Origin of the sequence: Sphaerisporangium sp. NPDC049003, from assembly GCF_043197795.1 — a bacterium.
Taxonomy (GTDB): domain Bacteria; phylum Actinomycetota; class Actinomycetes; order Streptosporangiales; family Streptosporangiaceae; genus Sphaerisporangium.
Genome location: NZ_JBICTU010000009.1, coordinates 109,139 through 134,562, shown reverse-complemented (window position 1 = coordinate 134,562; position 25,424 = coordinate 109,139). Strand labels below are relative to the sequence as shown.

Genomic DNA, 25,424 nt, shown 5'->3' with positions numbered 1-25,424 from the left:
TCCCCGTTCTCCTGCATTTCCCCCTGAGGAAAACACATCCCAGTACGACCGAAATGCCCCGTTCGATGGTTCTGGAAACCGTGCGGCGATCATTGCTTGTGCAGATTCGACACTAGATGAGTCCAGCCGTGACCTGCCCGTTACCGGTTCGGTGTGTCGGATCCGATATAGGCCGGTGCGGTGCCCAGGATGAATCTCATTCGGGTGCCCCCGCCGAGCCGCGAATGGGCGGTCACCTCGCCGCCCTGGGCGCGCGCGAGGCTGCGTGCGATGTAAAGCCCGAGCCCCACGCCGCCGAACCTGCGGCGGTCGCCGCTGTCGGCCTGGACGAACCGTTCGAAGACGCGCTCGTGGTCGTCGGGCGCGATGCCCACGCCCTCGTCGTCCACCACGAGGACGACGCGATCGCCCTCGGCCCACGCGAGCACGCGGATCAGCCCGCCGTCCGGCGAGTACTTGAAGGCGTTCTCCAGGAGCTGGGCGAGCAGGATGTCGGTGGCCAGCGCGTCGCCGTCGACCAGGGGAAGGTCGCGGGGGATGTCCACCTCCACGCGATGCCGGTCGGACAGGACGGGCATCCCCAGCGTGGCCGCGCGCACCCGTTCGCCCAGGTCGAAGCTCTCCACCCGGACCTTCAGCTCCTCGGCCCCGGCCCGCGCGCCGAGCAGCAGGTGGTCCATGAGCTGCCCCAGCGCCCGGGCCCGCTCCGCGATGGTCCGCACGGCGGAGCGGCGCTCGACGTCCGACAGCTTGTCCCAGCGCGCGTCGAGCGTGCTGGCGAACCCCTGGACCACGGTGATGGGCGTGCGCAGTTCGTGGCTGGTGGTGGCGAGGAACAGGTCCTTGGCCTCCTCCAGCTCCTTGGCGCGCGTGACGTCACGGAAGTCGACCACGATCTCGGCGGTGTCGTTGATCTCCGCGCTGACCACGTCCAGCCAGCGACCGCACGGAAGCTGGGTGGTGAGCTTCTCCCCCGGCGCGGGCAGCGGGAACGGCGGCCGGTCGCCGATCACGTCGTCGGCCCGCACCCCGGTCAGCTCCTCGGCCGCCGGGTTCCACTGGCGGACGTACCCCATGCCGTCGAGCACCGCGATGCCGTCCGCGCTGGCGTCGACGACCGCCCGCTCGTGAGCCCGCTGCCGCACGGCCTCCTGGTACGCCATCGCGTTGGCGAGCGCGATGCCGGCGTGCCCGGCCAGCAGCTCAAGCAGCTCAAGCTCGACGTGGCCGGCCTTGCGCTCGGCGAACAGCGCGTACAGCGCCCCGTACGGCCGGCCGCCGACCGCCGCGACGCCGAGCGCGATGGTGTGCAGGCCGGGCAGCTGCGACCAGATCAGATCGTCGAGCACGGCCTGGTCGCCGGTCTCCAGCAGGACGGTCTTCCCGGTCCGCAGCAGCTTGCCCACCAGGCTCGTCCGCAGGTCGGCGGTCGCGCCCCGGAGCCTGTCGGGCAGCCCGTGCGCGCTGACCAGCCGCAGGCGGTCGTCCTCGATCAGAACGAACCCGCCCGCGTCGGCCCCGGTCAACTCGGTGAGGCTTCCCGCGATGCGGTCGAGGACGGATGACAGCTCCAGCTCGGCGTTGATGTCGCCCACCACGTCGGTGAGCCGCCGGACGAGCCTCGCCCTGCGGGCGCCCCGGTCGCGGGCCGCCGAGTCGTTCTCCAGGGAGTGGTAGACGCTCACGTAGCCGAGCAGCGCGCCGGCCTCCGAGCGCAGCGCGCTCAGGTCCACGCCCACGTCGACGAGCGAGCCGTCGCTGCGCAGGCGCTTGGTGCGCAACGAGACGGGCCCTCCCGTGCGGACCCGTTCCAGCACGGCGTTGTGCTCCACCACCAGCTCGTCGGGGACGAGCGGTGCCCTGCGCCCGGTCATGTCGCCCGCGGTCCAGCCGAACAGGCGCTCGGCGGCGGGGTTCCACAACAGGACGGAAAGGTCACGATCGAGGGCTACGACGGCATTCGGGGAACTCGCGAGGACAGCACGGGCAATGCCGTCATCGGCGTTCTCTACCCTGTCGTCACTCATGACCCCCATCGTGCCCGTTTTTGCCCCCGCGTCTTGGCACTTTTGATGTACGAATAGTCGCATTCGTCGGGACTGTACCCTCTCGGGGTCTTCTACGGCGCGCGGCGCGTGGCCGTCGCGGCCGGTGGGACCCTCCGCTCCTATACGCTGCCTGGTAGCGGGACCGGGAGGGGTGCGGCCATGTCGACAGGGGATCTCGAAGCCCTCGTGCGGGTGACCGCTCCCGGCTATGTGGGCGAGACCCCACCCGACGTCGCTTTCGGGATGACCGACACCCCCGTCGGGCGGCTGGCGCTCGCCGTCACCGTGCGCGGCGTGGTCGCGTGCAGCTACGAGAACGAGCACGTCGTCTTCGCGCGCATCACCCGCGAGATCGGCTCGTTCATCGGGCCCGACCCGCGGCGCCTCGATCCGATACGCCGTGAGCTCGACGCGTACTTCTCCGGCAGGCTCAGGGCCTTCACCCTTCCCGTCGACCTCCGGCTGGCCACGCCGTTCGCGCGTACCGTGCTCCAGATGACGATGGCCGTGCCCTACGGAAGCGTCACGACATTTCCCGAAATCGCCGAGCGCATCGGGCGGCCCCAGGCGCTACGCGCGATAGGCAACGCGCTGACCGCCAACCCGGTCTGCGTCATCGTCCCGTGTCACCGGGCGATCGAGTCGCAGGGGCATCCCGGAGGCTACGCCGGAGGCCTCGCCGCCAAGCAGTTCCTCCTCCGCCTCGAAGACCCCGCCCGCTGAACGCCTGCCCGAGCAGCGTCGCCAGCGCGGCGACGACGAACGCGGCGAGCGCGGCGTTCATCCAGACCTGCCGCTCGAAGCCGATCGCGCCTCGGAGCGCCGTCCAGACCGAGTCCCACCACGCCACCGTCGGCGTCGCCGTGACCAGCCAGTACGCCACGAAACCGAGCACCCACGGCACGACCATCCCCCACCGCGAGGGCGCCCCCGCCGAGGTGTCCCACCTGGCGGCCCCGCCGAGCAGGAAGTAGTCGACCACGAGGACGGCGAACATCGGGACGAAGACCGCGCCGATGACGCCGAGGAACGCCCCGTAGGATTTCACGTCGGCGAAGAGCGCGATGACGGTGGTGAGCACGCCGACGACGATCGAGAAGACGCGCCGGTCCACCCTAGGCAGGAGGTTCTGCAGGGACATCGCCGTGGAGTAGACGTTGGCGAACGACTGGTCGGCCTCGCGCAGCACCAGGATTCCGAAGAACAGCCCCCCGAGGGGCACCGCGACGAAGGCGTCCCACACCCGGTCGGGGTCGTTCCCGACCAGGGCCAGCGCGAGGACGCCGATGACCAGGCACGCGACCTGGGCGATCGTGTAGCCGCTGACCACCCCCGCGAAGGCCGCCCGCCCGGACCGCGAGTGCCGCGCGTAGTCGGCCGCCACCGGCACCCAGGAGACCGAGAGCGCGATCACGTAGTCGACGGCCGGGGCGAAGGCGTTCCAGTTCCCGCCTCCGAGGGTGGGTGCCTCGCGCAGCAGCGCCACCGCGAGCCACACCATCGCGACGACCACCCCCGCCGTCACGAACCGCCGGAGCAGGCGGATCGCCCCCAGCGGCCTGATCGTCAGGGCGATGGTCAGCAGCCCCGCCGCCACCACCCACACCCAGTACGGCACCGCGTCACCGAAGATCGCACGCGCCCCGGTGGCGATCACCCACAGCTCGAAGGCCCCCCAGCCGAGCATCTGCACGACGTTCAGGACCGTCGGGACGTACGAAAGCCTGGCCCCGAACAAGCCCCGCAGCAGCACCATCGCCGGCGCGCCTGTGCGCGCGCCCGGCACCGCCGCGAGGCCGACCATCACGGTGCCGATCAGGCTTCCGGCCACGGCCGCGAGGACGGCCGCGCCGAGGCTCAGCGGGACGTCGCCCAGCGGGTTGATCAGGTAGAGGGCCCCCGAGAAGCCGAGGAGGCTCACTCCGAGGTTGGCCCAGAAGGCGCCCTGGTCGAGCAGGCCCAGCGTCTTCGGGGGGGCCTCGTCGAGTGTCAGGGGGACCTCGCCGACGGCGGACGTCATCGCACGCTCCCTACGCCGGCATTACCCGGACAGGTTCATGCGGTCGGCGGCGCGCCCAGTGTCACTGGGAACCGCCCTCTCAGCCCGGTTGCGCCCGAGCTCCCGCGGTATGGATTTTGACCGAATTATTACACTCCGCCGCTAGGCGACGAAGGGCTGCCCCCCGTTTTCGGCCACCATCGGACGGCCGGCCGCGGCCCACGACTGCATGCCGCCACCGACGTTGATCGCCTCTCGGCCCACGTGGTTGAGCCACGCCGCGGCCCTCGCGGACCTGCCTCCGACCCGGCAGACGACGTAGACCGGCACGCCGGCCGGGACCTCGTCGACCCTCTGCTGCAGCGCGCCGAGCGGGATGTGGACGGCCGCCGGAGCGTGCCCCGCCAGCCACTCGTCGGGCTCGCGCACGTCGAGCAGGAAGACATCGTCGGGTACGGCCTTGGCCTCGATCTCAGGGACGTTCATGCCGTTCATTGTCCCCGCTCTGCGAGCTTTCCGTCCGCTAACGGAGGGTTGTCATTACTGACCGAGCGTTGATTTCTCCCCGAGAAGGCCCCGGTGGGCTATTTGAGAAGGCGGGACAGCCTGCGGTCGGCTAGCGGCTTCCCGCCGGTCTGGCACGTCGGGCAGTACTGCAGGGAGGAGTCGGCGAACGACACCTCCCTGATCGTGTCCCCGCACACCTCGCACTGCTGCCCGGCACGCCCGTGGACCCGCAGACCCGACTTCTTCTCGGTCTTGAGATCCTTCGCGGCGATGCCGCGAGAGCGCTCGACGGCCGCCCGCAGCGTGCTGACGATCGACTCGTGCAGGCCCGCCACCGCGTCGTCGGTCAGCGACCCCGCGATCTTGAACGGGGACATCTTGGCCACGTGCAGCACCTCGTCGGAGTAGGCGTTGCCGATGCCGGCGATCACCTTCTGGTCGCGCAGGAGCCCCTTGATGCGGGTGCGGCTGCCGCCGAGGATGCCCTTGAGCACGTCCACGGTGAACTCGGGCGCGAGCGGATCGGGGCCGAGGCTCGCGATGCCGGGAACCTCGCCGGGGTCGCGGACGACGTAGACCGCGAGCCGCTTCTGGGTGCCCGCCTCGGTGAGCTCGAATCCGGGCTGCCTGCCGTCGTCGCCGGGCGCGAACCGCACGCGGGCCGCGAGGGGGCCCTTGCCGGGACGTACGGGCTTGGCCCCGGAGAAGTCGTCGCGCCAGCGGAGCCAGCCGCCACGGGCGAGGTGGGTGATGAAATGGAGCCCGTCGCAGTCGAGGTCGAGGAACTTGCCGTGACGGGCGACACTCGTCACCGTCAGCCCTGCCAGCGAGGTCACCGGCGGGTCCACGGTCTTCAGCGCCTGGAAGGCCACCACGTCGACGGCGGCGACCGGGCGGCCGACGGCCCGTTCGCGCAGGAACTCGGCGAGCGACTCCACCTCGGGAAGCTCGGGCATGCCATCACACTAACCGCTCGCGAGGACCCGCGACGCGCGCCTGAGCTGTACCCACAGCGCGCGTCGCGCCTGCTCCTCGCCCCGGCGCGCGCCTGCTCCTCGGCTCGGCGCGCGTCCGCCCCCTCGGCTCGGCGCGCGTGTCGCGCCTACTTGGTGAGGACGTCCTCCGGCACCGGCTTGTCCTCGGCCAGGGCCTTGAAGAGCCGCAGAGCGCGCTCGGTGTCCCACTTCACGACGGAGGCGCCGTTGATCGTGGGCAGCGAGCCCACGGGCACGGCGGTGGCGATCGGATCGCCGCTCATCGCGAGCCCCAGCGACAGCATGTCGAAGGCTCCCGTGCCCGGGTCGACCGCCACCGAGTCGGTCGCGCTCATCGCCAGCGGGATCGAGCGGAACGGGTTGACCAGGACGCCCGGGCTCGCGGCCTTCTTCACCACGGCGCCGAAGAACTGGCGCTGGCGCTGGGTGCGGTCGAAGTCGGGCAGCGCGCCGGTCGCGCGGGTGCGGACGTACCCAAGGGCGGTGCCGCCGTCCATGTCCTGGCAGCCCTTCTTGAGGTTGATGCCGGCCTTGTGGTCCTTGATGTTCTGCTTGACGCAGATGTTGACGCCGCCGATCGCGTCCACGATGCCGACGAAGCCGCCGAATCCGATCTCCATATAGTGGTCGACACGGATGTCGGTGACCTTCTCGACCGTCTTGGTCAGCAGCTTGGGGCCGCCGAAGGCGTACGCGGCGTTCAGCTTGTCGCTGCCGTGCCCGTCGATGGGGACGTAGGAGTCGCGGGGCAGGCTGACGAGGGTGGGCTTGCCGCCGCCGCTCGGGATGTGCAGGAGCATCATCGTGTCGGTGCGCTTGCCGACGGCACGGCCGGTGGCGAGCTTCTTGCGCTGGGCGGCCGTCAGCCCGGCCCGGCTGTCGGAGCCGACCAGCAGCCAGTCTTCGCCGGGGGTGGCAGCGGGACGGCCGTCATAGTCGGTGAGCGACTCGACGCTGGTGATGCGGGAGTTGATCCAGAAGAACCCGACCAGGCCGAGCACGAGCAGCACCACCAGCAGGATCACGAGGATCCTGACCACCAGACGGCCCGTCCGCCTCGGGCCGCGGGCCTTCGGCTCGGCGGCCCCGGGGCCGCCGGACGGATGCGTCTTGGGCGTCTCCGGGCTCGACAGGGGCCGGATCGGCGCCTGGCCGGACCGCGGCTTGCCGTACACGCGCGATCTCCCCTTGGAGGGCTCTCCGGAAGCCGGTGCCTCCCCGCCTCCGGGGAAGGCCTGCTGGCGGGTTCGCTCCTCGTCCTCGGAGCCGGCCCGGCCGCCCCGGTCACGCGAGCCCTGCGGGAAGCGGTGCGCCGGCTGACCCGCCGAGTAGGGCTCGTCACCGTCCCCGCCCGCCGGCGGATACGCCCCTTCGCCTCCGGCTCCGGCCGGACGGCGCAGAGCCCGGGTCGGCCCCTCGTGGGACCCCTTCTCGTCGGACCCCCCCGACCGGTCTCCAGGCCAATCGCCCACGTTGTCGTCCCCGTCCTGTGGCTAGAGCCGCTTTGCTTTCGAAGCTACGCCGTCGCGTCTACGCGGGGCGTTCCGTCACCAAGCTTTTCTCATGTAAAAGTACGCAGAGTCACAGTAAGTCACCAATGTCGTGCCGCGGGAAACATTGGTCGAGCCTGGACCGTTACGGTTATCGACGACCTCTAGCGAAAGGACAGTCGTGTCCGCTCCCGACCCGTGGAGTACATGCCCGTGCCACGGCACGGGCCCAATTCAATCGGGGATGGCAGACCAGTGACCATGGTTCTCGGTCTGCCGGCCGTACTACTTCTCACCCTCGCGACCGGCTACTTCGTCGCGCAGGAGTTCGCGTTCATCGCGGCCGACCGGTCGACCCTCCGGGAGCAGGCCGCAGCGGGCGACGCCGCCGCCGAGCGGGCGCTCAAGGTCACCGGAAGGCTCTCGTTCATGCTGTCGGGCGCGCAGCTCGGCATCACCGTGACCACACTGCTCGTGGGCTTCGTCACCGAACCCGCCCTCACCCCGCTGATCAGCCCTGGCCTTTCCGCCCTGGGCGTCCCGGAGGCGGTGGTCCCCGGCATCGCGGTGGCCCTCGGCCTGGTGATCGCCACGATCGTCCAGATGGTACTGGGTGAGCTGATCCCCAAGAACCTCGGAATCGCCCGGCCCGAGCCGGTCGCCAAATGGCTTTCCAGGTCCACGCTGATCTACATGGCCGTCGCGGGCCCCGTCATCCGGCTCTTCGACGCCTCGGCCACCCGCCTGCTCCGCCTTGCCGGCGTGGAGCCGGTGGAGGAGGTCGAGCACGGTGCCACGCCGGAGGAGCTGTCGCGCATCATCGCCGAGTCCGAGGCCGCCGGGGAGCTTTCCGAGCGCCTGTCGGACCTGCTGGAGCGCGCGCTGGAGTTCGGCGACCGCACCGCCGAGGACGTCATGGTCCCCCGGCCCCGGGTGGTCTCGCTCCGCGCCGGACGGCCCGCGTCCGACCTGCTGGAGGCCGTGAAGTCCTCGGGCCACTCCCGCTACCCCGTGCTGGGCGCGGACGGCGGCGACGTCGTCGGGGTGACCGGCCTGAGCGAGCTGCTTCGCGGCGAGTCCTACGACGAGCCCATCGAGCGCATCACCGGCGCGCCCCTGCTCGTGCCCACCACGCTGCCGCTGCCCGCGCTGCTGGAGCGCATGCGCACGGCCGGCAGCGAGCTGGCGTGCGTCATCGACGAGTACGGCGGGCTCGCCGGCGTCGTGACGATGGAGGACCTCGCCGAGGAGCTCGTCGGCGAGCTGATGGACGAGAACGACCCCGAGCCGGACGAGGCCGTGGCCCAGGACGACGGCACCTGGGACGTGCCCGGCACCCTGCGGCTGGACGAGGTCGAGCGCGCGACCGGCCTGGGGCTTCCCGAGAGCGAGGACTACGACACCGTGGCCGGCCTGATCATGGCCCGCCTCGGCCGCCTGGCCGAGCCGGGCGACGAGGTCACCGTGCCGCTGACCACCGAGCGGGACCTCCTCGACGAGGACGAGCCCGCCGAGAAGCACGTCCTGCTCACCGTGCTCGATGTGCAGCGCAGGGTCCCCGGCCGGGTACGGCTCGCGCCCCGGGTCGCCGACGCGGCGATCGTGGGAGGTGAGGCCCGATGAACACCGTGACCGCACTGCTGCTCGGCGTCGTCCTGCTGATCGGCAACGGCCTGTTCGTCGCGGCCGAGTTCGCCGTGGTCTCCTCCAAGCGGCACCGCCTGGAAGAGGCGGCAGCCGGCGGCGGCCGCCTGACCAGGACGGCCGGACGGGCCGCGCTCCGCAACGGGCGCGAGCTGTCCCTCATGCTGGCCGGAGCCCAGCTGGGCATCACGCTGTGCTCCCTGGGCCTCGCCATGGTCACCGAGCCGGCGATCGAGCACCTGCTGGAGCCTGTCTTCGGACTGGTCGGCCTTCCCGAGTCGGTGCGGGTGGGCGTCGCGTACGTCATCGCGCTGGCGATCATCACGTTCCTGCACATGGTGGCGGGGGAGATGGCGCCCAAGTCGTGGGCCCTGACCCACCCCGAGCGGGCCGCGATGGCGCTGGCGCTGCCCTTCCGCGGTTTCACGTGGATCGCCCGGCCGGTGCTCGCGACCCTCAACGGCCTGTCCAACGGGCTGCTGCGGGCGTTCGGCGTCCGGCCGAAGGACGAGCTGGCTACCACGCGCACCCCGCCGCAGCTCGCGATGCTGGTGGGCGAGTCGGGCCGTATGGGCCTTCTGGACAGGGACGAGCACGACCTGCTGACCCGGGCGCTCAAGGTGCAGTCGCAGTCGGTCGAGCGGCTCATGGTGCCGATCGAGACGGCCACGGCCGTGCCGGCCGGGGCGCCGGACGACCTCGTCCGCGACGTGGCCGCGTTGAGCGGCCACCTGCGCCTGCTGGTCAACGGCGGCTCCCCCGAGGACGTGCTCGGCGTGCTGCACGTACGCGACACGCTGATCAACCCCGGCAACGCGCCTGAGAAGCTCATGAGCCCCGCTCCGCGCCTGGAGGCGTCCACGACGGTTCCGGAGGCCGTGGCGCGCCTCCAGGACGCCCACGCGCACCTGGGGCTCGTCACGGACAAGGATGGGCGGGTCACCGGCCTCGTCAGCCTCACCGACCTCGTCGGCGAGCTTCTCAACACCCGTACGGCCACCGCCGGCGCCCGCGCGAGGTAGCCGGGACGTCGGGTCAGGTGCCTTCGGGGGGCGTCGCGAGGGCGGCGGCCAGGGCGAGGGCCCCCGCGAGGCCGAAGGCGGCGCCGAATCCGGTCTGGGTGATGAGCACGCCCAGCGCGGCGGGGGTGGCCGCCGCGGCCACGTTCTGCACCGTGTTCTGGCCGCCCAGCGCCCGGCCCGCCCAGGCCGCTCCGGCCATCTCGGACACGGCGGTGAACGCGAGGCCGTTGCCGCTCATCGAGATCACCAGCGCGGTGATCAGCAGCGGCGTCCCCGCCGTGGAGCCCGCCTGCACCGCGAGCGCCAGCAGGACCATCACGCTCGCGTTGACGAGCGCGAGCTGCCGCATGGGACGTACGCGGCTGCGCGCCCAGTCGGACCACCGCCCGCACAGGAGGCGCCCGCCCGCCCCCGCGAACTGCGCGACCGCCACGAGCTGTCCCGCGCTCGCGGGATGCCAGTGGCGCTCGGCCACCAGATAGGTGAGCGCGAACGTCGCCGTCGCGAACTGGGGGACGACCAGCAGCATGCTCGCCGCGTGGACGCGCCACAGCCGCGGGGAGCGATAGGGCGACTCCGTCCGCTCTCCCGGCCGGGCGCGGCCGCGCGGAGGGTCGACGACCATGGACGCGACCGCGACGGCCGTGACCAGGCAGATGCCGGCCATCGTGAGGAGGGCGGCACGCAGGCTTCCCATGGACGGCAGGACGGCGCCCGCCACGGCCACCCCGATGGGCTGCGCGGTCTGCCGCCAGCCCATCGCCACACCGCGCCGCTCGGCGGGGAACCACCCGAGGACCACCCGGCCGCTGGCGGCGTTCGCCGAGGCCCCCGAAGCGCCGGCGAGGGCGAGCAGGGCGGCGAGGGGCCCCGCGGTGGTGGTGAAGGCGGCGCAGACCAGGAACATCGTCGCCAGCCCCAGGCCGAGGGCCATCGCCAGGCGCTCGCCGTACCGGTCGGCCACCCAGCCCCAGGCGATGAGCGTGAACAGCATCCCCGCGCTCGGCGCGCCCACGACGAGGCCCGCCCGCGCCAGGCCGAGGCCCAGCTCCTCGCGGAGGACCGGGACGAGGAACGGCAGGCCGTACATGAACACGCAGCCCGCGCCCTGGGCGGCCATGCCCAGGCTGAGCATCGCCCAGCGATTCGGTGCCCTCATGCGGGCACCATAGAACCTATCTCGCCCGATAAGACAATCTGTTCCGGATTATGAGACATGTGGATGTCTTGTCAGGTGGGGATCGCGCGGGAGGAAGCATGAGGCCTGGTGACGTGCCGCGTGCAAGCACGTCGAAAGTGATCTGAAAGCCGGGCGCACTAGACAATCCGAGGTGGGCGAGCCGAACTCAGCGAGTAAAGGAAAGGACTCGGACCTCCGGCCGGGGCTTCTCTCCCCGGGTGTCACCCACTACCTTGATCGGAGCCCCTCAACCAGAGGGGTGTCCTGTGTGTCACAAGGGCCGAGTGCCGGCGGGAGCCACAGGACTTCGGGCCTTCGGGGTTTCATGTGCCGGCTCCTTGGAAGCACCAGACCCCGGAGGAGAACGAACATGACACAGAACACACAAAAGCCCCGGGCGAAGAAGCTTTCGCTTCGACCATCCGGGGATCTTGTGGGCGAGGAGGGATTTGAACCCTCACGTCCTTGCGGACACACGGACCTGAACCGTGCGCGTCTGCCGTTCCGCCACTCGCCCTCTTTGAGTGCGTGGAAAGGCTAGCACGGATCCGTGCATGCCACCGAACCCGGATACGATCCTCCTAGACGATGGAGGAAGGGAGGTACCCGGTGGGAGTCCTTCAGCGCTTCGAGCGAAGGCTCGAAGGCTTGGTTGAGGGGGCCTTTGCGCGGGCGTTCAAATCTGACCTTCAGCCGGTCGAGGTCGCCAGCGCGGTGCAGCGGGAGATGGACGAACGAGCCGCGATCGTGGCACAGGGTCGCACTCTTGTGCCCAACGACTTCGTGGTGGAGCTGTCCACGACCGACAGCGAGCGTCTGGAGGTGTACGCCGACAGCATCAGTCATGAGCTCGCCAACCTCGCCAGGGAGTACGCCAAGGAACAGGGGTACTCGTTCGTGGGACCCGTCCGGGTTCGCTTCGAGACCGCCGACGATCTGGCGGTCGGCCTGTTCCGTATCCGCTCGGGAGTCATCCGGGGGGCCACGGTCGAGCAGGACGAGATCCGGCAGCCCGTCAGCGATCTTCCCGCGAGCAAGCCGAGCGCGTTCGGCGGCCGCCCACGCCTGCTGGTGTCCACTCAGGACGACCCGCAGGGCCAGCGGTCCTATGAGCTGACCACCCCCGTGACGCTTCTCGGACGGGGCACCGACTGCGACCTGCGGTTGGTGGACCCGGGCGTCTCCAGGCACCATGCCGAGCTCAGGGTCGAGGGCACGCTTGTGGCCCTCGTCGACCTCGGTTCAACGAACGGCACTTTCGTCAACGGCCAGCCGGTACGCCGGATCGAGCTCCAGGACGGCACCCGAGTCACCTTGGGTCGCACAACCCTGGTGTTCCGGCGCGATTAAGGGTAGACAAACGGTCCATGTCCGAGCTCACTCTGCTGCTGATCCGGCTCGCGTTCCTCGCGGTGCTGTGGTTCTTTGTGATTGCCGCGGTGGGTGTGATCCGGACAGACTTGTTCGGATCACGTACGGCGGCTCCTGCAGCTGTGCGCAAGCCAACCAAACCCGCACGTCAGCCGGCGAAGCCGAAGAAGGGGGAGCCGCGACAACTGGTCGTTACCGGTGGTCCCCTCCAAGGGACCATCATCAACCTCACGGAGACGCCAATCACTATCGGTCGGGCGAATGACGCCACGCTGGTACTCAGCGACGATTACGCTTCCAGCCGGCACGCCCGGCTGTTCCCCCAGGACGGTCAGTGGATCGTGGAAGACCTCGGCTCGACCAACGGCACGTATCTCGACCGCTCCAAAGTGACCCGTCCGATGCCGGTGCACCTCGGCGTTCCGATTCGCATCGGCAAAACCGTCATCGAATTGCGCAAATGACAATCGCACTCCGCTACGCCGCCCGCTCGGACGTCGGCCTCCTCCGTGAAGGAAACGAGGACTCGGCGTACGCGAGCCCGCGCCTGCTCGCCGTCGCAGACGGCATGGGCGGGCACGCTCACGGTGAGGTGGCCAGTTCGGTCGCCATCACCGCCATGTCGTCCCTTGACCGGGACGCGTCCGGGGGTGACCTGCTCAGCGCCATCGAGGCCGCGGTGCGCGATGCCAATCGCAAGCTGCACGAGATGGTCGGCCGTGATCCCAGCCTCAAGGGCATGGGCACCACACTCACGGCGATGCTGTGGTCAGGCACCCGCGTCGCCCTTGTCCACGTCGGCGACTCCCGCGCCTACCTCCTCCGCAACGGCGAGCTGTACCAGATCACTCATGACCACACCCTGGTGCAGTCGCTTGTGGACGACGGAAGGATCACGCAGGAGGAAGCCGCCAGCCATCCACAGCGTTCGATCCTGCTCCGGGCCCTCGACGGGAGCGGCGAGGTCGATCCCGACCTCTCGCTTCGCGAGGCCCAGGTCAACGACCGCTACCTCCTCTGCTCAGACGGTCTCTCCAGCGTGGTCAGCGCGGAGACCCTGCACCACACCCTGACCACGGTCGAGGAGCCGGACTCTGTGGTCCGCCAGCTCATCGACCTCGCCAACCGGGGCGGAGGCCCCGACAACATCACCTGCATCGTCGCCGACGTGGTCGAGATCGAGGAAGGCCAGGTGGTGGCGGGAGACGCCGCGGTGGTAGGCGCCGCCGGGTCGAACCGCCTCCGATCCCAGCCTCCTGACACTCCGGCCGGGCGCGCGTCCACGATCACCGCTCCGCAGCCCGTGATCGTGGACGACCTTGACGACGAGCGTGCGGGCGGCCCGGCGGCGAACGCCGTGGCCGCCCCGCGGCGTGTCAGACGCCGTCGCCTGTGGCCGGTCGCGCTGGTCGTGCTCGTCCTGCTGGTGCTGGTCCTCGGGGGTGGCGGCTACTACGGCTACAAGTGGACCCAAGATCAGTACTACGTCGGGGCCCAGGGTGACGAGCTAGTGTTGTTTCGCGGGGTCGACAGCACCATCGGACCGATCCAATTGAACTCCGTGGCCCAGAGCACCGGCTTGTCGGTGTCCTCGATCCCCGAACCGGAGCGCGAGCAGGTGCGACGGGGGATCCCGGTAGCCGACCTCCAGGCGGGAAAGACCAAGATCAACGATTTGAAGGCCAAATCCGGTGGTAACCAGAAGACCACCGAGCCCACGACTTCCCCCAGCCCCACGGAGTCCTCCTAAGTGAGTGCTGTCGACGTCGCGGCCGTCCCCATGACCGCCAAACGGCGAGGGGCGCAGCTTGTCATGCTCGCCTTCGCCGTCGCGATCGTCATGGTCGCCTACGCAAACGTCGGGCTGGGCAGGAACGGCCAGGTCCCCGCGGGCATGCTGACCTACGGCCTCGGCCTGGGCGGCCTGATGCTCGCCGCCTACTTCGTGCTGGCCAGGTTCGCCCCCTGGGCCGACCCCCTGGTGCTTCCGCTGGTGACGCTGGTCAACGGCCTCGGCCTGGTGATGATCTACCGCATCGAGCAGGCCACGCCGAAACTCGCCTCCGCCAGCAGCCAGCTCTTCTGGACCGCACTCGGCGTCGTCATGTTCTCCGTCACGCTCATCGTGCTGCGTGACCACCGCGCCCTCCAGCGGATGACCTACACCGCGGGCTTCGTGGGCCTCGGGCTGCTGATCCTCCCTCTGTTGCCCTTCCTGGGCAAGGAGATCAACGGCGCCCGCATCTGGGTCGGCGTCGGCGGCTTCTCGATCCAGCCGGGTGAGTTCGCCAAGCTGTCGCTGGTCGTCTTCTTCGCCGGTTACCTGGTCGCCAAGCGCGACGTGCTGGCGCTCGCCGGGCGCCGTCTGCTCCTGATCGACCTTCCCCGCGCCCGCGACCTCGGCCCCGTGCTCATCACCTGGGTGGTCAGCGTCGGCGTGCTGGTCCTGGAGAAGGACCTCGGCACCTCCCTGCTGCTGTTCGGCGCGTTCATCGCGATGCTTTACATCGCCACGCAGCGCACCTCCTGGGTGCTCATCGGCGTTCTGCTCTTCATCGGCGGCGCGTTCGTCGCCGGCCAGATCTTCAGCCACGTCGGCGCTCGGTTCGACGTCTGGCTGAACCCGAGCAGCCAGGCTCTCTACGAGCGTGACTTCGGCAGCAGTTACCAGCTGATGCAGGGCCTGTTCGGCATGGGCTCGGGCGGCATCCTCGGCACCGGCCTCGGCCAGGGCCACCCCGACCTGATCCCGCTGTCCTTCTCCGACTTCATCTTCCCCGCCACCGGCGAGGAGCTCGGCCTCACCGGCCTCATGGCGCTACTCATGGTGTACGCCCTGATCGTCGAGCGCGGACTGCGCACGGCGGTGGCCGCGCGCGACCCGTTCAGCAAGCTCCTGGCGGGCGGCATCTCGTTCATCCTGGCGTGGCAGGTCTTCATCATCGTCGGTGGCGTGACCAACCTGATTCCCCTTACGGGCCTGGTCACGCCGTTCATGTCGCAGGGCGGCTCCGCCCTCCTGGCTAACTGGATCCTTATCGCCTTGCTGGTACGCATGTCAGACGCCGCCCGGCGCCCGCCGCCGCAAGCCATCCAGGACGAGGGACTCACGCAGGTGTTTCAACGATGAACGGCACGCTCAAGCGGGCCTCCGTGGCGTGCCTGCTCATGTTCGGCCTGCTAATGATCAATATCAACTACCTGCAGGCGGTCAAGGCCGACGAGTTGCGCTCTGACGGCCGCAACCAGCGCAGCTTCTACGCCCGCTACGAGAACGAGCGCGGCATGATCACCGCGGGTGGCGAGACGCTCGCCAAGTCCGTGGACACCGGCGCGGCGAACACGTTCCGGTTCCAGCGCAAGTACACCGACGGCCCGGTCTACGCGCCGGTCATCGGTTTCTTCGCTCCTGAGAGCGCGCAGGGCATCGAGGGCGCCGCGAACAAGTACCTCGACGGCACCCACCCCGACCTGTTCGTCCGCCGCACGGTCGACCTGATCACGAGCAAGCCGACCCGCGGCGCCGCCGTAGACCTCACCCTGGTGCCCAAGGCCCAGAAGATCGCTTACGAGGACATGCAGCGGAGCGGCAAGCGTGGCGCCGTGGTGGCGCTCGACCCGAGGACCGGGGCGATCCTCGCCATGGTCTCGCTGCCGACCTTCGACCCGAACACCATGGCGGCCCCCGACAAGGCCAAGGCCGCGAGGGCCTACAACAAGCTCGACAAGGACGACAACAAGCCACTGCTGAACCGCGCCATCTCGACCACCTACGCCCCCGGCTCGACGTTCAAGGTGGTCACCTCGGCGGCCTACCTCAGCGAGGACAGCTCGCGCACCGCCCAGACCGAGGTCGACGCGCCGAACGTCCTGCCGCTGCCGGGCACCACCATCGGCCTGCCCAACTACCACGGCGAGTCGTGCGGCGGCCGGGCGACGCTCGTCGCGGCCCTGACGATCTCGTGCAACACCGCGTTCGGCACGATGGGCCTCGAAATGGGCTACGACAAGCTCAAGGAGCAGGCGGCGAAGTTCGGGATGGGCCAGCCCATGGCGATCCCGCTCGACGTGGTCGCGAGCGACATCGGCCCCGACGAGGGCAAGGCGGCGCTGGCCCAGACCTCGATCGGCCAGCGCAGCAACCAGATCACGCCGCTGCAGATGGCCATGGTCGCCGCCGCCGTGGCCAACGAGGGCAAGGTCATGAAGCCCTACCTCGTGAACAAGATCGTGAGCCCCGACGGCGACGAGATCGACAGCGCGCGGCCCCAGGAGCTCGACGAGGCCGTCACCCCGGAGGTGGCCGACGAGCTCCGCAAGATGATGATCAGCGTGGTGCAGAACGGCACCGGCAAGGCCGCCCAGCTCCCCGGCATCACCGTGGCGGGCAAGACGGGAACCGCCGAGACCGCCAAGGGCGCGGCCTCGCACGCCTGGTTCATCGCCTTCGCGCCCGCCGAGGACCCCAAGGTCGCCGTCGCGGTGTTCGTCGAGTCCGGCAGCGCCGGAAACGACGCGACCGGAGGCGCGGTCGCCGCGCCCATCGCGCACGACGTCATGCAGGCGGTGCTCGGGCAGTGACCTCCGTCAACCGGGTGCTGAGCAACCGCTACCGGCTGACCGCTCGCATCGCGACCGGTGGCATGGGGGAGGTCTGGCGCGCGTCCGACCAGCTCCTGGGCCGTGAGGTCGCGGTCAAGCTCCTGCGCCAGCACGTGGCCGCGCAGCCGGAGTTCCGCGAGCGCTTCCGCAACGAGGCGAGGATCACCGCCGGACTGGCCGACTCCGGCATCGCCCAGGTCTTCGACTACGGCGAGCAGGACGACATCGCCTACCTGGTGATGGAGCTGGTCCCGGGCGAGCCGCTGTCGGCGATCCTGGCCCGCAACGGCACCCTGAGCCCCGAGGTCACCCTCGACGTGATCGGCCAGACCGCGCGGGCGCTGCACACCGCCCACCGGTCGGGCATCATCCACCGCGACATCAAACCGGGCAACATCCTCGTCACCGAGACCGGGGTCATCAAGGTCACCGACTTCGGCATCGCGCGGGCCCTCGAAGGCTCCCGCATGACCATGACCGGCACCGTGCTCGGCACCGCGCAGTACGTCAGCCCCGAGCAGGCGTCGGGGAGCGTGCTGACCCCGTCGACCGACATCTACTCCCTCGGCGTCGTGGCGTACGAATGCCTCACGGGGCGGCCGCCCTTCACGGCGCCCAACCAGGTGGCCATCGCCCTTCTCCACCTGAACGAGCAGGTGCCCCCGCTTCCCGACAGCGTGCCGAAGCCCGTCCGCGACCTGGTCATGGCCATGCTGGCGAAGAGCCCCGACCACCGGCCCGCCACCACGCGGGAGCTGGCCGACCGGGCGATGGTGCTGCGCGACTCGCTCTCCACCCCGAGCGCGTCCGATCTGAGCATGCTCACCGACCCGTCCGGTTTCGCCATCCGCGAATCGCTGGAGCGGTCCGGGGCGCTCGATCAGCCCGGCGACCCGTTCGAGGGTCTGTACGAGACCGCCGCCACGGCCGTCCCGCCGCGCGCGTCCACGCGCATCGGGCATCCCCCGGCCGGCCCCCGTAGTCCCCGTCCGACGGCGGCGCCGAGGCGCAGACGCAGGCGCGCGGCCATCGGATTCTTCGCCGCGGCGGGCTGCGCGGCGGCGGTCGGATTCGGTGCCCTGGCGGCGGGCGGGCTTCCTGAGCTGGGGCTCGACAGCGGCCCGTCGCAGCCCGTCAACCCGACGAGCGGCGACCCCACGCGGTTCTCGTCCCCGTCGAGGACGACGACGACCTCGCTTCGACCGAAACCGGTGAAGTCTGTCAGGCCCTCGGTGTCACGGTCGGCTACGGTAAGCACATCGGCGACACCGACTCAGCGACGGACGCCGACGCCCACTCCGTCTCCTAGTCCAACCCCTACTCCGACGCCCACACCGACCCCCACGCCGAGTGAGACGCCAATCCCCAGCTCATCCGCAAGCACCACAATCCCCCCGAACGGGGAGACGTAATGCGGCGCGGGGTCGATGATGGACACCGGCAGCCGCACCGCGGGCCGGTACCCAAGATGAACGGCAAGGGACAGTGCAGGAAATGACTCAGCCTCGGCTACTCGGTGGTCGCTACGAGCTCGACGGGGTCGTCGGGCGCGGCGGCATGGCCGAGGTGTATCGCGCCCGGGACATCCGGCTGGACCGTGTTGTCGCGATCAAGACACTGCGTTCTGATCTGGCCAGAGACCACATCTTCCAGGCCCGTTTCCGCCGTGAGGCCCAGTCCGCGGCGTCCTTGAACCACCCCTCGATCGTCGCGGTGTACGACACCGGCGAGGACATGACCGACGGCACCCCCGTGCCGTACATCGTCATGGAGTTCGTCGACGGGCGCACCCTCCGCGACCTGTTGCGCGCGGACCGGCGCCTGCTTCCCGAGCGGGCGACCGAGCTGGTCGACGGCATCTTGAGGGCCCTGGACTACAGCCACCGCGGCGGCATCGTCCACCGCGACATCAAGCCCGCCAACGTGATGATCACGCTCGCCGGCGACGTCAAGGTCATGGACTTCGGCATCGCGCGCGCGATGGCCGACTCGGCCGCCACGATGACCCAGACCGCGCAGGTCATCGGCACCGCCCAGTACCTTTCGCCCGAGCAGGCCAGGGGCGAGCGCGTCGACGCCCGCAGCGACATCTACTCCACGGGCTGTGTGCTGTACGAGCTGCTGACCGGGCAGCCGCCGTTCACCGGCGACTCCCCGGTGGCGATCGCCTACCAGCACGTGCGCGAGGACCCGATCCCGCCGTCGCAGATCGACCCCGACATCCCTCAGTGGGCCGACGCCATCGTGCTCAAGGCCATGGCCAAGGACCCCGCCCACCGCTACCAGAGCGCCGCCGAGATGCGGGCCGACATCCAGCGGGCGATGTCCGGCATGCCGGTCGACGCCCAGACGATGGCCCTGAGCCAGCAGAACTACACGGGCCAGCAGACCCGCACGCTCAACGCGCCGGGCGGCCCCGCCACCCAGCGCACCAACGCGGTCCCCGCTTATGACTACGCGCCGACCGAGACCGGTGGCCGCTACGAGCGCCGCCGCGCCAACTCGGGGAACACCGCGCTCAAGACGGCCGCGTGGATCCTGGTCCCGCTGCTCGTCATCGCCGCCTTCATCGGCATCGGGTACGCCTTCCTGAGCTCGCCCGGCGGCACGGACGTGGCCAGCCAGGTCCAGATCCCCTCCTTCAAGGGCCAGACCGCGGAGGCCGCGCAGGCCAAGCTGGAGAGCCAGGGCCTGAAGGTCAACGTGGTCGAGGAGTTCAACTCCGACGTCGACAAGGGCACCGTGATCGAGACCGACCCCGCGGCGGGCCAGGAGGTGGCGAAGGGCTCCACGGTCGATCTCAAGGTCTCCAAGGGCGTCAAGCAGGTGGCCGTGCCCGACGTGGTCGGGAGCAGCGTCGACGACGCCACGAGCACCCTCGAATCGAACGGGCTCAAGGCCCAGATCGTCAGCGTCGTCTCCGGCAAGGAGCAGGAGAAGGTCTTCCAGACCAAGCCGGCCGCCGGTGCGAAGGTCGACGAGAACAGCATCGTCAAGATCTACGTGCCCAAGCAGCAGACCGATGTCCCGGACGTCACGGGCCAGACGGTGGCGGACGCCAAGGCCACGCTGACGGGGGCCGGGTTCAAGGTCAAGACCGTCCAGCAGACCAGCCAGGATGTCCCCAAGGGCAGTGTCATCAGCCAGAGCCCCCGTGGAGGCGCCAAGCTGACGCCCGGCATGACGATCACTCTGGTCGTCTCCACCGGCCCGCCCGAGCAGACCTTCCCGACGGACGAGCCGACCACGCCGACCGACCAGCCCACCGACCAGCCGTCGGACGAGCCGACCACCGACGACCCGTTCAGCGACCCACCGACGGACGACTTCGGCAACTGACGACCCGCCGCCGGACGACCCCGGCGGCCGACGACCCGCCGCGAGCGGCCACCGACGCGAAGACCTCTCACCAAGGATCTTCGCGCACGGTGGCCGCTCGTGCGATGAGCGGCCACCGTGGGGCTCCCTGCGGCCTACCGGTGCCTCCCCGGCACTCGCCGTACGCGTTCAACGACCCCTTTGGGAGGCTTCATGGCGGACTTCCGCATCTCGCACGCCCCGCTCACCGGACCCACCGCGCGCGCGCTGATCCTGGAGCTGAACGCGGAGCTCGCGGAGCTCTATCCCGAAGAGGGGGCGAACCACTTCCGGCTCGACCCCGAGGAAGTGCGGCCCGGCCGAGGCGCGTTCCTGATCGCCGACGACGGCGAGACGGGCACGCCGCTGGGCTGCGGGGCCGTACGCCTCACCGAGCCGGGTGTGGCGGAGATCAAGCGCATGTACGTCCGCTCGGACGCGCGCGGCCGCGGAATCGGCCGTGCGCTGTTGCTCGCTCTACTGGACCAGGCCGCCGCTCTCGGCGCGGCACGCGTGGTCCTGGAGACGGGCGAACGGCAGGCCGAAGCGCTCAAGCTCTACCGAGGGGCCGGGTTCGCCGAGACGGAGCGGTTCGGCGAGTACGTCGACTCTCCGCTCAGCGTGTGCATGGCCAAGACGCTGACATGAGAAGAGGGTCTCCGCCGCTCGGGGGCGACGGCGGAGACCCTCATCCGATAGTCGTCACAGAGGCCCTCGGCGTTACACGATCTGAGCCAGCCAATTCGCGAGAAGTCTGTGCCCGTGGTCCGAGAGCACCGACTCGGGGTGGAACTGCACGCCCTCGACGCGGGCGGTCCGGTGCCTGAGCCCCATGATCACCCCGGAGCCGGTGACGGCGCTGACCTCAAGGACGTCGGGCACGGTGTCCGGGACGACGGCCAGCGAGTGGTACCGCGTCATGGTGACCGGCGAGGGAAGCCCCTCGAACACCCCCTTGCCGTCATGGGCGATCTCGCTCGTACGGCCGTGCATCAACTCGGGCGCGCGGGCGACGACGCCTCCGTACGCGACGGCGATGGCCTGGTGGCCGAGGCAGACGCCGAGCAGGGGAAGATCGGACTCGGCGCAGAAGGTCACCAGGGGGACACTGACCCCGGCCGCCTCGGGCGTGCCGGGCCCGGGGCTGACGACCACCCCGTCGAATCCCTCGGCGTCCTCGACGCGCACGTGATCGCGGGGCCGGACGTCGCACTCGGCGCCCAGCTGCCTGAGATACTGCACGATCGTGTGGACGAAACTGTCATGGTTGTCCACGATGAGCAGGCGGGTCATTGTCCTACGGTCACCCTGTCGAGGGGCACGTGCGGCTCTAGCTTGGGAAACACCACGTACCAGAGTACGACCCCCGCCAGGCCCGCGAGCAACAGCACGGTGACCACCTTGACCCCGGTCCCGCCGGGGATGACCCGCCAGATCCATCCGTACATCGGCTCCCCCTCACTTCGGCCCGCGGCGGGGCCGTTTCGGTGTGGCCGTCCGGCGGCTCGCGCGTACGGCAGGGCTGTGTCAGGCCGCTCGGCGGTCCTGCTTGCTCGAAAGGACGCCGAAGACGATGAGCCGTTGCCGGGCGGAGTACTCCGGATGGCAGGTCGTCAGAGTGATCATGGCTTTGGCCGGCCGGCTGCCGGGATGTCCGGGAACGGGGGCGATGACGTCCACGTCGGCCGGGTAGACGACCTTCTTGCTCGACACCCGGTAGGTGTAGCGCGCTTCGGGGGCCTCGATGACGATGGCGTCGCCGCGGCGGAGCTCGTCGATGCGGTTGAAGGGGGCGGCGTAGGTGGTGCGGTGCCCGGACAGGACGAAGTTCCCGACCTCGCCCGGCAACGCCGTGCCGGGGTAGTGCCCCGGCCCCCGGCGCAGGTCCTCGGAGGTGACGCCTTCGAGGATGGCGTACTCGTAGTCGCGTCCGAGGCGGGGGATCTTGAGGAGCGCGACGGCGTCGCCCAGGTCGAGCTTGGCGAGCTTCGCGTGCTTCGGGCCGTCCAGCAGTTGCTGCTTGAGGACGCGCTGGTACCACTCGGTGTACGAGCTGGTGCCCCACAGCAGGTAGCCGCAGAACAGGAGCATGACGAGGCCGCCGGTGATGCTCAGCTCGCCGCAGGTGCGCAGCAGGGCTCTCATGGCCGTTCAGCCACCCCCATGACGCACCCGGGCCTCCTCCGGGCGGCCGGCGGGCATCCTGGGCTCGTCGAGCCTTCTCACCGAGTACATGCGTCCACAGCTGAAACATCCGGATCAGGGTCGGCGGCGCGTGTACCACGCCCTGCGCAGTGAGGGTATTCACGCCGAAAGCGCGCCGCCTGGACGACACCCGGGCCTTGACCGGGACTTTGCGCGACCGCCTTCCACGATTTCGTGCCGTGAACGAAAGCTTGTTCGGCCTGGAATCGCCGTTCGACGCCCGCGCCGACTAGGCTTACTCGGGTCTTCCTACACCAGCGACTACGCTGGCTGCCAGAGCCCGCGACACCGCGCGGGTCCCCACCAGGAGAGCTGCCGTGCCCAAGTCTCACACTCGCAAGAAGGCGGTCTACACCCCGCCGCAGAAGTCGCAGCAGGTCAAGGTGAGCCCCCGCTGGCTGGCACCGGTCATGGTCGGTTCGTGGATCGTCGGCATCCTGTGGATCGCGGTCTTCTACATCGCGCCGAACGCTCCGGGCATCGCCACCCTGAGCAACTGGAACCTTCTGGTCGGGTTCGTCTTCATCATCTTCGGCGTGGTCCTGTCCACACGCTGGCGATAACTCCTCACGCGCCGCCACGCCCAGCAGGTGGCGGACATTTTTCCACAGGTTTTATCCACAACCTGGGGAAGTAGCTCCGCCGGAGGGCCGCCTAGCCGCTCAAAGGCGTAAGCAACATCACGACCAGCACGTAGACGGCCAGTACCGCGAGAGCCGTGCCGAGCTGGACGGCGTTGCGGTTCTTGCTGGGCGCGTAGGCGAACAGGGCCGTCACCAGCGCGCCCGAGACCAGGCCGCCCAGGTGGCCCTGCCAGCTGATCCCCGGGATCACGAAGGTCAGCACCACGTTGATGCCGATCAGCCAGAGCACCCCGCGCACGTCGAACCCCAGGCGGCGGGCGACCACGAACATCGCCCCGAACAGGCCGTAGATCGCGCCCGAGGCTCCCACGGACGCGGAACCGGTCAGGTAGACCGCCACCGAGCCACCGAGCGCCGCCAGCAGGTACACGGCCCCGAACCGCAGCGAGCCGAGCATCCTCTCAAGCTGCGGGCCGATGACGTACAGAGCCCACATGTTGAACAGGATGTGCCAGTAGGACGGCGGCGGCGCGTGGAGGAACGCCCCGGTCAGCAGACGCCACCACTCGCCGGCGGCGACCCCGTACGCCGACATCTCGAACCGGCCGACCAGTGACGCGTTGACCACCTCGCCGAGGTAGAACAGCACGTTGATCGCCATCAGGGTCCACGTCACCACGGGCGTGGTCACGGGCCTGCCCCCGAACGGGGCCTCGGCCTGGCGGATGGTCCTGCCGCCCTCGCGCACGCACTCGACGCACTGGTGGCCGACCGAGGCCGCCCGCATGCAGTCGGGGCAGATCGACCGGTCGCAGCGCTGGCAGCGCACGTACGTCTCGCGGTCGGGATGCCGGTAGCACGTGGGGACCTCGCCCGCGTGCGGATCAGGCCGCGCCTGCCCGTGAGGCCGGTCGGACTGGTTCGGGTGATCTGGCTGAGTGGTCATCGCCTGTTCGAGGCCCCTTCGCCGGTGCGCCTATCAACAGACTGCCACCCTATTCACGCCTCCGGGTGCCCCGCGCCATGCGCGCCCCGGGGAAATCGTGGCTCCGGGCGGCCCCGGAGCTCCGGGGCCGCCTTCGGAAGCCATGGCGTGAGGACCGGCGGCTTGCCGGCCCGCGCGGCCTCAGGACTGGACGCGCTCGATGGTGACCTCCTGCAGGACGATCTCGGGGACCGGGCGATCCTGCCGGGTCTGGGCCTTGGAGATCGCGTCGACGACGTCCGCCCCCTCGATCACCTCGCCGAAGATGGTGTGCTTGCCGTTGAGGTGCGGCGTCGGGACGACCGTGATGAAGAACTGGGAGCCGTTGGTCCCCCGGCCGAAGCGCTTGCCGGCGTTGGCCATGGCGAGCAGGTAGGGCCGGTTGAACTGCAGGTCCGGGTGGATCTCGTCGTCGAAGTCGTAACCGGGGCCACCGATGCCCTGACCCAGCGGGTCGCCGCCCTGGATCATGAAGTCCTGGATGACCCGGTGGAAGATCGTGCCGTCGTACAGCTTGGCGTTGGTCTTCTCCCCGGTCTCCGGGTGGGTCCACTCCCTGCCGCCTTCGGCGAGCTCGACGAAGTTGCGCACGGTCTTGGGCGCGTGGTCAGGGAAAAGGCGGAGCTTGATGTCTCCGAGAGTGGTCCGCAGTTTCGCGATGAGATTCTCAGCCATGAGAGGACTGCCCCCTTCGATATGTCCAGTTTTTTGGGTGGATTCGTGATGTTTTGACGGCTATGGCGTATTGACCTACCACGCATCCTCCCATGCCGCGTCAGGATTGAGCCGCCTTCGAGCGGGAAGGTGAGCGTGCAGGGCCCCGAGGACAGGGGAGGTAATCGTGTCCCTGACACTGAGAAGACGCCGTGTGAAGCTGGTCATGCCCAGCACGCGGATGGGTCAGATGAAGACCCAGGCCATCCGGACGGCAGAGCAGGTCCGGCCGATGGCGAGCACCGCCCGTGAGGTCGCCGCACACCGGATCGAGGACGCTCGCGTCTGGGCCGCACCCAAGCTCGATCGTGCGGCTCACTCGGTCGAGGAGCAGATCGCGCCGAAGGTCAGCGCGTTCCTCGTCCAGGCGGCCGAGAAGATCGATCCCGCGCCGTCGGTCAAGCGAAGAGGTCGCTGGTCGACCGTCGCGTTGCTGGCCGGGTTCGCCGCGTGCGCGGTGGGCATCGTGCTCTATCGGAACAACGCCCGCCAGTGGGCCGACTCGATGAAGGACACCACGGCCGACGCCAGCAGGTGGTCCGGCGACAGGGTGGAGGACGGGAGCGAGACCGGCAGAACGGACGACACCTCGCGCAAGATGTATTGATCTAAATCGCGGAACGCGCCTCCCGAGTCCGACTCGGGGGGCGCGTTTCCGTTGTTGACGGGTGCCCAAGGCTTGTTAGAACGTGTTCCACATCACCGAACCGTGGAGCACCGA

The 25,424-nt window shown here is 69.7% G+C and carries 24 protein-coding genes, 1 tRNA gene and 1 riboswitch; of the genes, 13 read left to right on the top strand and 12 right to left on the bottom strand.

Annotated features, from left to right (window positions below):
* Positions 1-140: 140 nt before the first annotated feature.
* The gene (locus ACGFIV_RS12360; protein ID WP_358552750.1) at positions 141-2,027 is read right to left on the bottom strand and encodes a PAS domain S-box protein; all 1,887 of its coding nucleotides are present in this window, start codon (positions 2,025-2,027) and stop codon (positions 141-143) included.
* 180 nt (positions 2,028-2,207) lie between these two features.
* Here ACGFIV_RS12360 and ACGFIV_RS12355 point away from each other — a divergent pair, with 180 nt between their 5' ends.
* A complete protein-coding gene (locus ACGFIV_RS12355; protein WP_358552752.1) occupies positions 2,208-2,771 on the top strand; it encodes a methylated-DNA--[protein]-cysteine S-methyltransferase in 564 nt (187 codons plus the stop codon).
* Here the strand turns inward: ACGFIV_RS12355 and ACGFIV_RS12350 are convergent.
* From ACGFIV_RS12350 to ACGFIV_RS12335, 4 genes are all read right to left on the bottom strand, one after another.
* Positions 2,662-4,068, bottom strand: a complete 1,407-nt coding sequence (locus ACGFIV_RS12350) for a cytosine permease (protein ID WP_358552754.1) — start codon at positions 4,066-4,068, stop codon at positions 2,662-2,664. The two genes, ACGFIV_RS12355 and ACGFIV_RS12350, sit on opposite strands and share 110 nt — an antisense overlap.
* Positions 4,059-4,185: riboswitch (TPP riboswitch) on the bottom strand. It overlaps the preceding gene by 10 nt.
* 24 nt (positions 4,186-4,209) lie before the next feature.
* Positions 4,210-4,542 carry a rhodanese-like domain-containing protein gene (locus ACGFIV_RS12345; protein ID WP_358552756.1) on the bottom strand — a complete coding sequence of 111 codons (333 nt, stop codon included), beginning with the start codon at positions 4,540-4,542 and terminating at the stop codon, positions 4,210-4,212.
* 89 nt (positions 4,543-4,631) lie between these two features.
* Positions 4,632-5,510 carry a DNA-formamidopyrimidine glycosylase family protein gene (locus tag ACGFIV_RS12340; RefSeq protein WP_358552758.1) on the bottom strand — a complete coding sequence of 293 codons (879 nt, stop codon included), beginning with the start codon at positions 5,508-5,510 and terminating at the stop codon, positions 4,632-4,634.
* A gap of 146 nt (positions 5,511-5,656) precedes the next feature.
* Positions 5,657-7,021, bottom strand: a complete 1,365-nt coding sequence (locus ACGFIV_RS12335; RefSeq protein WP_358552760.1) for an LCP family protein — start codon at positions 7,019-7,021, stop codon at positions 5,657-5,659.
* Between the two features lie 279 nt (positions 7,022-7,300).
* Here ACGFIV_RS12335 and ACGFIV_RS12330 point away from each other — a divergent pair, with 279 nt between their 5' ends.
* Both ACGFIV_RS12330 and ACGFIV_RS12325 read left to right on the top strand, forming a co-directional pair.
* Positions 7,301-8,662: a hemolysin family protein gene (locus tag ACGFIV_RS12330; RefSeq protein WP_358552772.1), complete on the top strand. Its 1,362-nt coding sequence runs from the start codon at positions 7,301-7,303 to the stop codon at positions 8,660-8,662.
* A complete protein-coding gene (locus ACGFIV_RS12325; protein WP_392834349.1) occupies positions 8,659-9,705 on the top strand; it encodes a hemolysin family protein in 1,047 nt (348 codons plus the stop codon). The genes ACGFIV_RS12330 and ACGFIV_RS12325 overlap by 4 nt, the downstream gene beginning before the upstream one ends.
* Before the next feature lie 13 nt (positions 9,706-9,718).
* Here ACGFIV_RS12325 and ACGFIV_RS12320 read toward each other — a convergent pair whose 3' ends face one another.
* The gene (locus ACGFIV_RS12320; protein ID WP_392834346.1) at positions 9,719-10,864 is read right to left on the bottom strand and encodes an MFS transporter; all 1,146 of its coding nucleotides are present in this window, start codon (positions 10,862-10,864) and stop codon (positions 9,719-9,721) included.
* Positions 10,865-11,319: 455 nt separating this feature from the next.
* Positions 11,320-11,402: transfer RNA gene (locus tag ACGFIV_RS12315), tRNA-Leu, on the bottom strand.
* A 92-nt stretch (positions 11,403-11,494) separates the two neighbouring features.
* On the opposite strand from ACGFIV_RS12315, the gene ACGFIV_RS12310 reads away from it, so the two are divergent.
* From ACGFIV_RS12310 to ACGFIV_RS12275, 8 genes are all read left to right on the top strand, one after another.
* Positions 11,495-12,235, top strand: coding sequence for a DUF3662 and FHA domain-containing protein (locus ACGFIV_RS12310; protein ID WP_358552766.1), 741 nt, complete (start codon positions 11,495-11,497; stop codon positions 12,233-12,235).
* 17 nt (positions 12,236-12,252) lie between these two features.
* Entirely contained in the window at positions 12,253-12,720 is a 468-nt protein-coding gene (locus ACGFIV_RS12305) for an FHA domain-containing protein (RefSeq protein WP_358552768.1), read from the top strand.
* Positions 12,717-14,006 carry a Stp1/IreP family PP2C-type Ser/Thr phosphatase gene (locus ACGFIV_RS12300; RefSeq protein ID WP_392834341.1) on the top strand — a complete coding sequence of 430 codons (1,290 nt, stop codon included), beginning with the start codon at positions 12,717-12,719 and terminating at the stop codon, positions 14,004-14,006. Before ACGFIV_RS12305 ends, ACGFIV_RS12300 begins: the two co-directional genes overlap by 4 nt.
* A 30-nt stretch (positions 14,007-14,036) precedes the next feature.
* Positions 14,037-15,386: an FtsW/RodA/SpoVE family cell cycle protein gene (locus ACGFIV_RS12295; protein ID WP_358557142.1), complete on the top strand. Its 1,350-nt coding sequence runs from the start codon at positions 14,037-14,039 to the stop codon at positions 15,384-15,386.
* Positions 15,383-16,837 (top strand): penicillin-binding protein 2, encoded by a 1,455-nt coding sequence (locus ACGFIV_RS12290; protein WP_358557085.1) that lies wholly within the window; start codon positions 15,383-15,385, stop codon positions 16,835-16,837. Before ACGFIV_RS12295 ends, ACGFIV_RS12290 begins: the two co-directional genes overlap by 4 nt.
* Positions 16,834-18,270 (top strand): serine/threonine-protein kinase, encoded by a 1,437-nt coding sequence (locus ACGFIV_RS12285; RefSeq protein ID WP_358557088.1) that lies wholly within the window; start codon positions 16,834-16,836, stop codon positions 18,268-18,270. The genes ACGFIV_RS12290 and ACGFIV_RS12285 overlap by 4 nt, the downstream gene beginning before the upstream one ends.
* Before the next feature lie 82 nt (positions 18,271-18,352).
* Positions 18,353-20,197 carry a Stk1 family PASTA domain-containing Ser/Thr kinase gene (gene pknB / locus ACGFIV_RS12280; RefSeq protein ID WP_358557090.1) on the top strand — a complete coding sequence of 615 codons (1,845 nt, stop codon included), beginning with the start codon at positions 18,353-18,355 and terminating at the stop codon, positions 20,195-20,197.
* Between the two features lie 192 nt (positions 20,198-20,389).
* Positions 20,390-20,863 (top strand): GNAT family N-acetyltransferase, encoded by a 474-nt coding sequence (locus ACGFIV_RS12275; RefSeq protein ID WP_392834335.1) that lies wholly within the window; start codon positions 20,390-20,392, stop codon positions 20,861-20,863.
* 72 nt (positions 20,864-20,935) lie between these two features.
* On the opposite strand, the gene ACGFIV_RS12270 is transcribed toward ACGFIV_RS12275, so the two are convergent.
* The 3 genes from ACGFIV_RS12270 to ACGFIV_RS12260 all read right to left on the bottom strand — a co-directional run bounded on the left by ACGFIV_RS12270 (position 20,936) and on the right by ACGFIV_RS12260 (position 22,360).
* Entirely contained in the window at positions 20,936-21,508 is a 573-nt protein-coding gene (locus ACGFIV_RS12270; protein WP_392834332.1) for an anthranilate synthase component II, read from the bottom strand.
* Positions 21,505-21,663, bottom strand: coding sequence for a hypothetical protein (locus ACGFIV_RS12265; protein WP_358557099.1), 159 nt, complete (start codon positions 21,661-21,663; stop codon positions 21,505-21,507). The genes ACGFIV_RS12270 and ACGFIV_RS12265 overlap by 4 nt, the downstream gene beginning before the upstream one ends.
* A gap of 79 nt (positions 21,664-21,742) precedes the next feature.
* Positions 21,743-22,360 (bottom strand): class E sortase, encoded by a 618-nt coding sequence (locus tag ACGFIV_RS12260; protein WP_358557102.1) that lies wholly within the window; start codon positions 22,358-22,360, stop codon positions 21,743-21,745.
* A gap of 377 nt (positions 22,361-22,737) precedes the next feature.
* Between ACGFIV_RS12260 and ACGFIV_RS12255 the strand changes: the two genes are divergently transcribed.
* Positions 22,738-22,983 (top strand): cell division protein CrgA, encoded by a 246-nt coding sequence (locus ACGFIV_RS12255; RefSeq protein ID WP_358557105.1) that lies wholly within the window; start codon positions 22,738-22,740, stop codon positions 22,981-22,983.
* A gap of 91 nt (positions 22,984-23,074) precedes the next feature.
* Here the strand turns inward: ACGFIV_RS12255 and ACGFIV_RS12250 are convergent, their stop codons facing one another.
* Complete coding sequence (locus ACGFIV_RS12250; protein WP_358557107.1) at positions 23,075-23,950, bottom strand: rhomboid family intramembrane serine protease; 876 nt, start codon at positions 23,948-23,950, stop codon at positions 23,075-23,077.
* A 180-nt stretch (positions 23,951-24,130) separates the two neighbouring features.
* Positions 24,131-24,664 (bottom strand): peptidylprolyl isomerase, encoded by a 534-nt coding sequence (locus tag ACGFIV_RS12245; RefSeq protein WP_358557110.1) that lies wholly within the window; start codon positions 24,662-24,664, stop codon positions 24,131-24,133.
* A 166-nt stretch (positions 24,665-24,830) separates the two neighbouring features.
* Here ACGFIV_RS12245 and ACGFIV_RS12240 point away from each other — a divergent pair, with 166 nt between their 5' ends.
* Positions 24,831-25,310, top strand: coding sequence for a DUF5324 family protein (locus ACGFIV_RS12240; protein WP_358557113.1), 480 nt, complete (start codon positions 24,831-24,833; stop codon positions 25,308-25,310).
* Positions 25,311-25,424 lie beyond the last annotated feature (114 nt).